The following is an 11807-nucleotide window of genomic DNA, read 5'->3' on the forward strand; positions in this document are numbered from 1 at the left end:
GAAGCTACTCGTTAAAGAGTATGCAGATTGGACCTGGGACATTCACAACCGAATTCAGTTGGTAGGTGATTTCTCCCGTTGACTGATCGATAGCGAAAACGGCCACGGTGTTCGAGTGCTGCCCTGCCGCCAGGAGCCACTTTCCGCTCGGCTCCAGATTGATGTTTCGCGGAAAAGCGCCGCGCACTGGTTCGACCTCGGTAACCGTCAGCTTTCCCGTGCTGCGATTCGCTTGGTACGCTGTCACAGTGTCATCGCCACGGTTGGCTGAATACACGAATTTCCCATTTGGATGTACCAGGATTTCAGAACTCGAATTGAACCCCTCCTCAGACTTGGCACTCTCACTCAGAGCCGGCGTTGTCGTTAGGCGTTTGGTGGTTCCCTTTTTCGCATCGTATTGGAAAGTGGTGACTGAGAGGGAAAGCTCGTTAAGGAGATAGATAAATTTCCCGTCGACCGAGAATCGCATGTGACGCGGACCTCCTCCAGGTACGCTTTCCGCAGACCCGTGGGCCGTGATGGATGGCCGGTCCACGTTCACTTTATAGATCACGATCTTATCTAGACCCAGGTCGGGGACGAAAGCGAATTTCCCGTCAGGCGAGTAGCCAGTCCAGTGTGGGTGAGGCGCATTCTGGCGTGACGCAACGATCCCGGAACCTCCCTCGTGCTCAATTAGTTGACCTCGGGGCTGGACCTTGCCGTCCTTGGCTACGGGAAAGAGTGCAACCGACCCTCCACCATACTGAGCGGTGAGGAGAAAATTCCCGGAAGGATGAACGGATATGTGAGCACCTCCTCCGTCACCGATGACTTCCGTATTCAGAAGTGTCAGGCTACCATTTTTCTCAATCTTGTAGGCCGCTACGCAGGGACCTTGGTCGCTGGTGGCCACTGCGTAAAGGTGGGACCTCTTTGGGTGAAGGGCGAGGAAGCCAGGTGACCCGATCCTCGCCGCCAGTTCTGGCGGTGACAGCTTACCACTGTCTTTGTCGAAACTCGAGTGATAGATTCCTTTAGTGGCTTTGCCAGACGTTCCAAAGTAAACATCAACATTAGCGGCAAAGAGGCTTGGGATCAATGAAAGTAGGGCAATTAGAGCAAGCGACTTCATAATATGGTGCATATTACAGAACGCGGTTATGAGTGCACGCTCTATGTTGAGAAAATGCGATGTGGAGAAGGTTGGGCATTTTTTATGCTGAATTATCATCGGAAGGTGCGTACTTTTTACACAATGAACAGCTTCTTCCCCAAGGCTCGACTCGCTTTCTTTTAAATTCTGTGGATTCTCCCGTTGCCACTTTGCGGCAACGACCAGCTTTTCTACGTGAGGTTTGTGCCGAATCTAAAAGAGGACGATGATGATTTGACCGCAGGTACCGAATACCAGGATATTTCCTCCGACAACTGTTTTTGACGTATAAGTTGAGACCAGAGTAATTTAAAGTAACTGAAAATTAGATATGATTAGTACCACAAATGACCCTTCAACTATTAGCATTCTATTGCTAGCGATTCTTACTGTATCCACAGTGGCCATCGGGCGGAGTTGGATGCCTACATGAAAGACAGGACTTGGTAGCGCTTTTGGCGATCCTTTCGGAAGTAAAGTTTATTGTGGCTAGGCTAAACCGATAGCCACTTTTTCAGTAACTCGTTCAGGAACCTTACCTTCAGCGGCTTCTGAAGATGGTCATTTATCCCCACACAATCGCATCGCTCTTCATCTTGCCGGGTGATGTGGGCGGAAAGCGCGATGATGGGGGTGGGGGAGTCATTCCTCTCGCGGTTTCTTATGGCTTCTGCTGTGCTGAATCCGTCAAGCCGAGGCATCCGGATATCCATGAGGATCAGGCTAAAATCTTGTTTGCCGGACAAGTCGAGGGCTTCAAAGCCATCCTTGGCACAGACAACGTTGTATCCAAGACTTCGGATCATCGAAGCTCCTAACTCTCGGTTTACCCGTTCGTCATCCACCAGTAAGACGGACTGTCCTTCATGAGGCGACATTCTGTGATCGAGTGAATTGACAGCGGGCTCCTAGGTCCTGTTCCTGATCGGGTCGCCCGGGTTCTCGACGAGTGCCACTTCGGGGCAGTCATTGCAGATTTCCGCAGTTGATTCGTAGGGAGCGAAGCAACAAGGACAATACTTGTTTCCTGAAAGGTTGTGCGGCACAAGCCAGTCATCCGTGTCGGTGCCGGCATGGTAGGTTACTGATTTCAAGTGCTCGAGAGAGTAATGGGGATTTGCTACATAATAAGCTTCTCTCCAAAGCTTCATGAGAAATGCCAGGCATCGAGGGCTGTCCTTGAGAGATGCGAGCAATGTTGGGTGGTCCCAGGATTTCGTTACTCCCGATAGGATATCATCCACGCACCTCATAGAATGCCATGGCAGGAGGGCTGTGTAAATAGTATTTATAATTCTATTACCCCTATTCTGAAGGAGCCATCGCTTATGAATTCGAAAGTATAGGAATGCTGACGTCCCCATCAAGAGATAGCCAATCGCGATTGAAAAAAGAAACTCAGGTTCTCCTCTTTGTAATCGGTACAAGAAGGGAATGCCGATAAAAAAGTATGCGAAAATCAGAATAGAAATGTGGCGCAGGGTTTGGGTTGATTTCTCGAGGAGGAAAAGAAGTTTGCGGGTTCGATTAGTTGAATACGGTGTCTTTTGGATTGGTTGATAGGGACTGGAATGGAGTATCAATACTTTGCCTGGCCAGGGAAGTAATGGGTAAAGAAAGAGCCACTTCTTGATGCCTAGTAGGCGGGAAAACTCGCCTTTAGGTCTCCATCCTTTTTTGGCTCCCCAGGCATTCTCAATCGCCCGCGAGTTTGGGGGGCAGAATTTGACACATTCCATAAGGTAGAAGATCGCCAGAATCAAATAGAATGACTTTGCGTCCGTCATCTGAAGTCTAAAACTTTAAGCCTAATTTGAGATTCTGGGGGGCCTAGGAGTCTGGTGTAGACTCAATTTTCTGCCGTCCCGCCAATCCTGCGAAAAACTTTTTTAGGGCAACTCCAATTGCTACTAGGCCGATGATAATGAACTTAAACCCCTTCTTCAGGAAGAGGACGAGGTTTCCTAAGATACCGAGTTTCGCAGCTCCATAAAGAGCCCCACCTGCGATTAGAGCGGTGAGTCCATAGGTCGCTACTTTGTCACCGTCACGATACTCAGCGTATGATTTCCCCGGTTTGTAATTGTGACCGGCTAGGATATCTTGATAGGTTGGTAGGATGGAGTCCAGCGCGGTCGGATCGCACACGAGGGTTACATTCATGATCCCGTCACGCCCCAGAAGCTTGGTTTTGTAATTAACGCTTCTTCCGCCTGACTCCGACCGGAGAATGATGCCCCATTCCAGATTGTTAGTGAAATCATTGTATCTTGGTTCGATAGCCCAACCCTCTGTATACAAAGGCTCGATACCTTGTTGCCTTCGGTATTGGTTGCTTTGCTCATCGCCGGATTGGAGAGCTGCTAGCAGCTTTTCAGCGTCGAGTTCATCTTTTTCATCATCTCTAACGTAGCCGCTGTCTTCGAATTGAAACAAGACAAACCAGTCTACATCTGAAACGGAGATCATCCCTTGGTAGGTGTCTGGAAGATTTCCGAAAGCCTGGAGAAGTGTGTCTGTATCCACTCCATTGAGAAAACGAAAGCCGGCAGGGATGTCGATCGTAGCCCAATCTTCTAGTTCTCCTTGACCCGAATCTTGCCAGTCAAGGCTCGCAAGGAAGTTCTCGAATTCAATTTGTTGAGCGGCGGCGTTCTCCGCCGCTTGATCTACCTGGGCAATGGAGTAAAATGGAAAAAGGAAAATGCTGGATGCCAGCAGGGCGAGGGTCTTATTTTTCATGTACGGCAGAGAGAGATTTCAGAGTGAACGGATCTGGGCTGACGACAACGACCCGGAGAGCTCTGCAGTTGCAAGAACCTGAGAGAATTAGAGTTAGAATGCATTGCTCAACCCGTTTGAGGATCGTGCGAAAACCGATATTGGAGTCAAGAGGGGATTAGCTGCATGGAAATTCTAGGAACAACCTGAATACTACTCACGATAGGAAGGTGTTACGAACTCTGAATAGACCGAAAGCGAAAGCTCATCCAGACCTGCCCAGGGTGCTCAAACAACTATGTTTTGACCGATCTACTAAAATACACTGCCATTGTAATCGGTTGCTCGGGACTTGAGACTTCCCCAAAACCACATGAGCAGGAATCCGATTATAGCGCCACCAATATGGGCAAAGTGGGCAATGCCCCCTCCTTCGGCTACGAAGATTGAGTATCCTGTAATTCCTGAGAACAAATCAAACAAGAGCAGACCGGATATGAAATATTTCGCGGCGACAGGGATAGGTAGAAAAATCAGCATGAGTTTGGCGTTTGGATACAGAATTCCAAATGCCACTAGTATTCCATATATGGCTCCCGACGCTCCGACGACGGGAGCATTGTAGATATTCCGAAGTTCCAAGAGTTCTTCCGCCGGCATAGCAGCTAGCATCTTAAAAGACGGTCTTGAGTAATTGAAGTACGCCTTGATATCAGTTGCGGGGACGCTGGCGTCGACGAGCTGATTGTAGGGTCCAATAAACTGCGTGTAGTTGACTGCAGTATAGATGGCACCTGCTCCGATACCCACAACCAAGTAAAAGGTCAGAAATTTTTTCAGCCCCCATCTCACCTCGAGTATGGATCCGAAAGAGAAAAGGGCAAACATGTTGAAAAAAAGGTGGGCGGGACCTCCATGCATGAACATGCTGCTAATGAACTGCCAGATTTGGAAGAAGTCGTTCTTGGGAAAAAACAGTGCGAACCAGGCAAGCATCTTCATATCAAGGCCCTGAATGAATTGGGGTATGAAGAAGATGATCACGTTGATCGCGATGATTATTATGGTCCCAGAGGGGCGACGTTTCATGATGAGTATCTTTCAACGATTATACTGATGTTCAACCAATTAACCAGAATTTCTGATTGTCCTCATCGGCCCTCGACGATTGCCTCTCGTTTCAAATGATTCACCCTGTCTAAGGCATCCCATGAGTGACCACCCCAATATCATTCTAATCAACTGCGACGACCTCGGCTATGGAGATCTCGGATGTTATGGTTCAGCGAGGAACCACACGCCTCACATCGATCGACTAGCGGCGGAAGGAAAGCGATTTACCGATTTCTACATGGCCTCGCCGGTTTGTTCGCCATCGCGGGCTGCCATGATGACCGGATGCTACCCGCCCCGGATAGGGTTTGGGAGTTTTCATGGTGAGGTCGTCCTCTTTCCCGGGGATAATATTGGATTGAGCGACCGGGAAGCTACGGTTGCTTCCCAACTGAAAAAGGCGGGATACGTGACAAAGATCATTGGCAAGTGGCATTGCGGAGACCAGCCTGAGTTTCTGCCAACGCGACATGGTTTTGACGCGTATTTCGGAATCCCCTATAGCAACGACATGGGGCGACAGTCGGATCGGCCAAACCGTCCTCCACTACCGTTACTCCGTAACGAAACGGTGATTCAAGCGCAGCCAGACCAGAGAGGTATCACGGAACGATACACGGACGAAGCGCTTCAATTTCTCGAAAAGAACCAAAGCCGGCCCTTCTTCCTTTACCTGGCCCACATGTACGTGCACGTGCCGCTCTTCGTGCCCAAGCAATTTTTAGAGTCGTCACGCAACGGAGCCTATGGTGGGGCCGTCGAATGTATCGACTGGAGCCTAGGGGTCCTCATGGATCGACTTAAAGCACTGGGGATCGACGAAAACACTCTAGTTATCTTCACCAGCGACAATGGCTCGAGAGCGCAGGGGGAAGGGGGCAGCAATGACCCTTGCCGTGGAACAAAGCAGGAAACATGGGAAGGCGGCCAAAGAGTACCCTGTATTATGCGGTGGCCGGAAAAAATCAGCCCTGGCACTCAATCCGACGCCGTTGTCTCTGCCATGGATTTTTTCCCAACGCTATCGAGAATAACGAACGTGTCTCTTCCGGCGGATCGAATTATCGATGGATTCGATATCGGAGAATTGATGACGGGCGAAAACGCAGAGGCTCCCAACGACACCTTTTTTTACTACAAGCAGAACGCGCTGGAAGCAGTTCGAGTGGGGGACTGGAAACTCCATTTCCAGAAAGCTGGAGTAGGGATGAAAGCGCTCTACAATCTTCGCGAAGACATAGGTGAATCGCATAACCGGTACGAGGAACATCCGGAAATCGTTTCAATGCTGGAAGCGAAAGCCGAGCGGATGCGCGAGGATATCGGTGATGAGGCCACGGGGACAACGGGCCGCAACAACCGATCCATTGGGCGTGTCAAAAACGCGAAGCCGCTCACAGAGTATCGGGAAGGTCATCCCTACATGATCGCGATGTACGACCTCCCGGATATGCCGACGATGAGTGGTTAATCCGCTTTCGAGCTTATGCTTTCATTCATGAGAAACGTCCTATCCCCTTTCGGTAGATCGCCCTGAAGTTACAAAGCTGCATTCCGAAGTGTTGTTAAAAGACTATATTGTAACTTTAATGTGTATACATTAGATCCTATTGTTTTTATTTCCTCCGATTACCCAACGTCCTTTCCGCAAGCCCACGCTAAAAACGCATTCGCTCTATGAATTCCCAATCATCTAAACAGGCCCGCTTCTCCTTGATGATGCTGATGCAATACTTCACCCGGGGAGCCTGGTTTGTCACCCTAGGAACTTACTTAGGCAAGACGCTGGAGCAGTCGGGCACGTTCATCGGATTTTCGTTCAGCCTCTTTGGAATCGGGGCGATTATTTCGCCCTTTTTCGTTGGGATGATTGCTGATCGTTTTTTTCCGACTCAGAAAGTGCTGGGCGTATTGAACATTGGAGCAGGTGCCTTAATGCTTCTCCTGTCACAGGTGACTGATCCGACAACCTTCATCTGGACGCTTTTCGTCTACTGTATCGTCTACACCCCTACGGAGGCCCTGAGCAATTCAGTCGTATTTCACCACCTGCCACGCAGGTTCTTCGCTTATGTGCGCCTATTCGGGACCATCGGATGGGTATTCGCTGGCCTCGCGGTTAATATGATACTGGGCCGCTTTGTGGATAACGTCGAAGCGACTGCCGTACCTTTAGTCATGTCAGCAGTCGCATCGGTCGTCTTAGGACTCTATAACTTTACCCTCCCGTCGACACCTGTTAAAAACGAGGGAGAGAAAATCGGAATTAAAGAGGTGCTCGGGCTTGAAGCATTGAGTTTGCTTAAAGAGCGAAGCTTCACTGTTTTTCTGGGAGCGAGTTTGCTAATTGGGATCCCCATTCAGATGTACTTCGCGTTTTTCAATATGTTTCTGAACGACATTGGCGTCGAGAATGTGGCCAGCAAGATGTCTTTAGGACAGGTATCCGAAGCGGCCTTCATGGTATTTGTTCCGCTGTTGATCGGAAAACTCGGTTTGAAATGGATGATGACTCTCGGACTAGCTTTTTGGTCGGTGAGGTATTTTATGTTCGCTGGAATTAGCGTAAATGCGGAATTTCTTATTATATTCTCTATTCTGATACATGGGGCGTGCTATGATTTCTTCAATGTAACGGGATCCATCTATGTCGATTTAAAAGCAGGAGAGCGATACAGATCTGCGGCTCAGGGATTGTTCATGCTAGTATTCTTGGGGCTAGGAAAGTTCTTTGGCTCTAATTTGGCAGGACTCATTTCGGAGTGGCACCCGAGTGTATCTGGAGAGCAATTATACGATTGGAGTGGTATTTTCAATACGACGGGTATAATCACCGCCGTCGTTACGGTTATGTTTGTCTTGAGTTTTCATGACAGGCAGAAATACGATTTGGACAAGGTTAATGGGTAACCCATCCAATGAACTAATATGAGTCACAGAGAATCTAAAAACGTAGGCATTATTGGATGTGGCGATCGTGGACTACATCATATCGGATTCAACATGGTCGATAGCTCGAATGAAACAGGATTTCGAATCGTATCGGTTGCTAACCGTTCGTTTGAAAGTTCTGATCACGCCGCAGGTGAACTTGAAAAGCGCTATGCTGATCTGGGAATCGATCAAGCGATTCAGCGGTGTGAATCATATCAGGACATAGTCAATGATCCTAAAATCGATCTGATCATAATTACCTCCCATACGGACGCGCATGCGGAGCACGCGGTGGCCGCTTTAGAATCTGGAAAGAAAGTGTACCTAGACAAGCCTATTGCGGTAACCCTTGAAGACGGGCACATTATAGCGGGAGCGGAAAAGCGAACGGGTAATCGCTTGCTTATGGGATTCACCCGACGCTACGAGGATTCTTGGTTGAAAATGAAGGAGTTACTGAACGGCGGAGCAGTAGGTTCGCTACAAATGGTTCTGCTACGTTCGATTATTCCCTACAGTCGCTATTTACAAGGCTGGCACCGGAAGCGCGTGTGGTCAGGCGGACCCTTGAACGATAAATGCAGCCATCACTTCGACGTATTCCGCTGGATGGCCAATTCGGACTGTTTAGCCATGAGCGCCTTCGGCGGGCGTTCGGGTGTGTTCAAGCCAGATCCCACGGCTCCCGCTCGCTGCTCGGAATGCGATAGGGATTGCGCGTATCGGCGAACGGAAGCGCTGGAAGAATCCAAAGAAACGGTTAGTAACAAGTTTACCAGTACGGATTCCAATGACGAACGAGCCGTCCAGGATGCCTGTGTTTTCAGTCTAGATAGCGATGTCGAAGATTTCGGGAGCGTAAACCTACAGATGAGCGGAGGCGTGGTCGGAAACTTGTTTTTCACGATATTCGGGCCACTCGCTCCTGATGGCGAAACACTTGAGCTCGTCGGGGATTCGGGCCGTTTGGTGCTATCGCGATCGGATGGAATGATTCGTACCTACACGGATCACGGCAGGGAAACAGATACCTTTTTCGCGGGTGGAAAGAATTTCGATTCGTCGCATTACGGATCGGATAAGAATCTTGTTCAGCATATGAAGGAATTCTGCGATGAATCTGAGCCGGTGTGCGACGCAAGCGATGGATTGCGATCTTTGGAAATGGTCTGTGGCGCTAGGGATTCGTTCGATTTCAAAGGAGAATTGAGAGTTTTATGAAAGCCGCAGAATGGCCTATAACGGGTCGATCTGAAGGCCTGCGGGATAGATGGGACAGTTGATGGTCTTATACGACCTTTTAGAGCAGGCACTGCGTGATCTGGCGATTGATCCTAATAAGATAGTACCAAATATACAAATACTATAAAATGGTCGCATTCCTTCATCTGACATCGGTCGATCTAGGGATTTGCAGGATCCCCCTGAGATTGGAAAATAATGGGCTGAAAATGCCCTGAATAACTCTCGCTCAACCGAAATATTTGACTACCTGATTTGAGGAGATAGCTTATGAAAGTGAAATCCCTCCTAACACTTGTGGTCGCTACAATTCTCTGGATTCCAACAGAAACTCAAGGCGAACCACGATTTGTGGCCCAAACGATCCATTCTGATATGCAGATTGGATCTACTGCTCAATCTCTTGAGGGAGCACGGTTCTTTGCGATTGGGGCATCGTCAATTCGTGGTCGGTGATCGTCGGACGCGATTCTCCCGCTATTTCCATGGCATCTAGTATCTTTTCCTTCAGACGTGCTGCGACCTTGCGGTGGGAACCGTAGCCGATGAGATTTTGCAACTCGTAAGGGTCGGAGTGTAAATCATACAGGTAGTTCTCAACATAGAGATCTGCACAAGATTCCGTTTCCCCGTCATTTTGGTTAGATACGACGCCATATTTCCATCGGCCCGTACGGATGGCCCGACCAACCTGGCTTTCGCTAATCTGAATGAATGCCTCTTGTTTCCAGTCGTTTGCCTCGCCTCGCAGTATCGGCATCAGTGATCTACCCGGCATTTCCTCTGGAGGTTCAATTCCACTGGATTCTAGAAGGGTTGGGACTAGATCTACCAGACTCATGACTTCCGTTCGCCTTCCGCCTCCCTTGAATCCGGGTCCTGAAAATGCGGTGGGAACTCTTACGGACGCCTCGTGGCCCGATCGCTTGTATTCAGAGTTTCGAGTCTTGAAGTGGCATCCATGGTCCGCAGTGTAGAGAATGATGGTCTCATCATCAATATTGAGACTTTTGAGCGAATCCAAGATCCGGCCAAGAGCTTCGTCCAGACGCTTTATCATACCAAGGTAGCCGCCTAGATGTTGGCCTGAACTGCCTCCTAGCTGTTGCAAATCTGGCGGTATCCATTTGCCCGTGTATCTCTCCCGATACCCGTCAGGAGGTGGATAGTCATCAACGTGGTTCTGGTGGTGTGGCTCTAAATAGGAAGTGAAGAGAAAGAACGGTTTATCCTCTTTGTTTGCATTGTCGACGTAACGAATTACGGCATCTGTCATAGCGTCCACTCGGTATCCAGGCAAATGGACCTTCTCGTTGTCATTGTTCCAGAGATTGCAGTCGTAGGCATCCGAGCAAAATTCCAGCAAGTTAGCCGCCAGCCAATAGTCATATCCACCACGTTCCTCGACTGGAACGATGTCATCGCGGGTGCCCAAGTGCCACTTTCCGATGTATCCCGTATTGTATCCAGCTTTCTTGTAGAGCTGCGCGATTGTTGTGAGATTTTTGTCGAGGGGTATTCCGTTGCGCCAAGATCCTGTTTGGGTGGCATAAAGACCTGTTTGCAAGCAAGACCGAGCGGGTCCGCACACCGGTTGGCAAGTTATTGACGCATCGATATGGGTACCTTGATTGGCAAGTCGATCAAAATTTGGCGTTAAATCCAATGGATTACCATGAGTCCCGCAGGTGTCCCAGCGTTGTTGATCTGTAAAGAATACGATGACGTTTGGTTGTTTACTGGTGCTCATTAAGCAAGTGGCGGGGGTGTGGACAGTCATCTTCTCAAGATTATTGAATTGAGTGAGTCAATAGCGGATAAGCCCGGCTAATTTGATCAAGATAGACGAAGCGGGGTACTAACTACTTGTGGGCAATGCTTCTCTGTACTAGTTCAATGGGATGAAAGAAAGGATGTTAGAGGGACGGGTTGCTCTCATTACAGGTGGAGGACGCGGCCTAGGTCGATCAATCGCAGCTGCTTACGCGAAGGAAGGCGCCCGAATTGTCGTTAGCTCAAGAACTAAATCGGAATTGAGCCAAACCGTTGAAGCGATAAAGGAAGCAGGAGGCACTGTACTAGGCGTCACCGCGGATCTAACAGTGGAATCAGAGGTTCGGAAACTTATTGAACGAGTCGAAAAGACGTTTGGACAACTGGACTTGGTCTTTCTCAATGCCGGAGGAAATGCGGGGGCTCGGGAACCGATTGAAGTCGTCGATTCCCAAGCATGGATTAAAACTGTCGAGATTAACCTCTTCACCGCCTTTCACGTAGCTAAGGCCTCTATACCGCTTTTGAAAAAGAGCGAGAATGGTCAAATTCTGACGATGGGATCTGGAATGGGTAGGCGGCCCGACAAATCGAGTGCGGCTTATAGTGCTGCGAAGGCGGCCCTTTGGATGCTGACGCAGTCGCTTTCAATCGAATTGGCCGATTATGGAATTACCGTAAATGAGATGATTCCCGGTCCCGTTAAAACGAAAATCCCAGAAGGGGAGACTTTTGAGCCCTTCCTCCATGCAGATGGGGACTGGGAAAACGAATGGGTGAAACGTGCCGAAGACATTGTGCCAATGGCATTGTTTCTGGCATCCCAGCACAAATATGGACCGTCTGGCCAGAGCTTTGCCTTGAACCGGCGCCTGTTGTAGGACTT

General features: G+C 49.2%; 10 protein-coding genes. 4 read left to right on the top strand and 6 right to left on the bottom strand.

Going from position 1 to position 11807, the window contains the following annotated elements; genetic code table 11:
- Positions 1 to 4 precede the first annotated feature (4 nt).
- The 5 genes from GA004_RS09570 to GA004_RS09590 form a co-directional block, all read right to left on the bottom strand.
- A complete protein-coding gene (locus GA004_RS09570; protein WP_283393633.1) occupies positions 5 to 1117 on the bottom strand; it encodes a lactonase family protein in 1113 nt (370 codons plus the stop codon).
- Between the two features lie 515 nt (positions 1118 to 1632).
- Positions 1633 to 2016: a response regulator gene (locus GA004_RS09575; RefSeq protein ID WP_283393634.1), complete on the bottom strand. Its 384-nt coding sequence runs from the start codon at positions 2014 to 2016 to the stop codon at positions 1633 to 1635.
- A 30-nt stretch (positions 2017 to 2046) separates the two neighbouring features.
- A complete protein-coding gene (locus GA004_RS09580) occupies positions 2047 to 2925 on the bottom strand; it encodes a hypothetical protein (RefSeq protein WP_283393635.1) in 879 nt (292 codons plus the stop codon).
- 43 nt (positions 2926 to 2968) lie between these two features.
- On the bottom strand, positions 2969 to 3880 hold the full coding sequence (locus GA004_RS09585; protein WP_283393636.1) for a DUF2167 domain-containing protein: 912 nt from the start codon (positions 3878 to 3880) through the stop codon (positions 2969 to 2971).
- A gap of 294 nt (positions 3881 to 4174) precedes the next feature.
- Complete coding sequence (locus GA004_RS09590) at positions 4175 to 4948, bottom strand: rhomboid family intramembrane serine protease (protein WP_283393637.1); 774 nt, start codon at positions 4946 to 4948, stop codon at positions 4175 to 4177.
- 121 nt (positions 4949 to 5069) lie between these two features.
- On the opposite strand from GA004_RS09590, the gene GA004_RS09595 reads away from it, so the two are divergent.
- The 3 genes from GA004_RS09595 to GA004_RS09605 all read left to right on the top strand — a co-directional run bounded on the left by GA004_RS09595 (position 5070) and on the right by GA004_RS09605 (position 9127).
- Positions 5070 to 6443, top strand: coding sequence for a sulfatase family protein (locus GA004_RS09595; RefSeq protein ID WP_283393638.1), 1374 nt, complete (start codon positions 5070 to 5072; stop codon positions 6441 to 6443).
- 206 nt (positions 6444 to 6649) lie between these two features.
- A complete protein-coding gene (locus GA004_RS09600; protein ID WP_283393639.1) occupies positions 6650 to 7882 on the top strand; it encodes an MFS transporter in 1233 nt (410 codons plus the stop codon).
- A gap of 18 nt (positions 7883 to 7900) precedes the next feature.
- Positions 7901 to 9127, top strand: a complete 1227-nt coding sequence (locus GA004_RS09605; RefSeq protein ID WP_283393640.1) for a Gfo/Idh/MocA family protein — start codon at positions 7901 to 7903, stop codon at positions 9125 to 9127.
- A 409-nt stretch (positions 9128 to 9536) separates the two neighbouring features.
- Here GA004_RS09605 and GA004_RS09610 read toward each other — a convergent pair whose 3' ends face one another.
- Positions 9537 to 10898 (bottom strand): sulfatase family protein, encoded by a 1362-nt coding sequence (locus GA004_RS09610; protein WP_283393641.1) that lies wholly within the window; start codon positions 10896 to 10898, stop codon positions 9537 to 9539.
- A 151-nt stretch (positions 10899 to 11049) separates the two neighbouring features.
- Between GA004_RS09610 and GA004_RS09615 the strand changes: the two genes are divergently transcribed.
- Positions 11050 to 11802: an SDR family NAD(P)-dependent oxidoreductase gene (locus GA004_RS09615; protein ID WP_283393642.1), complete on the top strand. Its 753-nt coding sequence runs from the start codon at positions 11050 to 11052 to the stop codon at positions 11800 to 11802.
- Positions 11803 to 11807 lie beyond the last annotated feature (5 nt).

It is taken from the genome of Candidatus Pelagisphaera phototrophica, assembly GCF_014529625.1.
Taxonomy (GTDB): Bacteria; Verrucomicrobiota; Verrucomicrobiia; order Opitutales; family Opitutaceae; genus Pelagisphaera; species Pelagisphaera phototrophica.

Bases quoted from the DNA above. Each gene is read 5' to 3' on its own strand.
- GA004_RS09580 (WP_283393635.1), bottom strand. From the start codon at position 2,925: ATGACGGACGCAAAGTCATTCTATTTGATTCTGGCGATCTTCTACCTT.
- GA004_RS09590 (WP_283393637.1), bottom strand. From the start codon at position 4,948: ATGAAACGTCGCCCCTCTGGGACCATAATAATCATCGCGATCAACGTG.
- GA004_RS09575 (WP_283393634.1), bottom strand. From the start codon at position 2,016: ATGTCGCCTCATGAAGGACAGTCCGTCTTACTGGTGGATGACGAACGG.
- GA004_RS09570 (WP_283393633.1), bottom strand. From the start codon at position 1,117: ATGAAGTCGCTTGCTCTAATTGCCCTACTTTCATTGATCCCAAGCCTC.
- GA004_RS09595 (WP_283393638.1), top strand. From the start codon at position 5,070: ATGAGTGACCACCCCAATATCATTCTAATCAACTGCGACGACCTCGGC.
- GA004_RS09605 (WP_283393640.1), top strand. From the start codon at position 7,901: ATGAGTCACAGAGAATCTAAAAACGTAGGCATTATTGGATGTGGCGAT.
- GA004_RS09615 (WP_283393642.1), top strand. From the start codon at position 11,050: ATGAAAGAAAGGATGTTAGAGGGACGGGTTGCTCTCATTACAGGTGGA.
- GA004_RS09610 (WP_283393641.1), bottom strand. From the start codon at position 10,898: ATGAGCACCAGTAAACAACCAAACGTCATCGTATTCTTTACAGATCAA.
- GA004_RS09600 (WP_283393639.1), top strand. From the start codon at position 6,650: ATGAATTCCCAATCATCTAAACAGGCCCGCTTCTCCTTGATGATGCTG.
- GA004_RS09585 (WP_283393636.1), bottom strand. From the start codon at position 3,880: ATGAAAAATAAGACCCTCGCCCTGCTGGCATCCAGCATTTTCCTTTTT.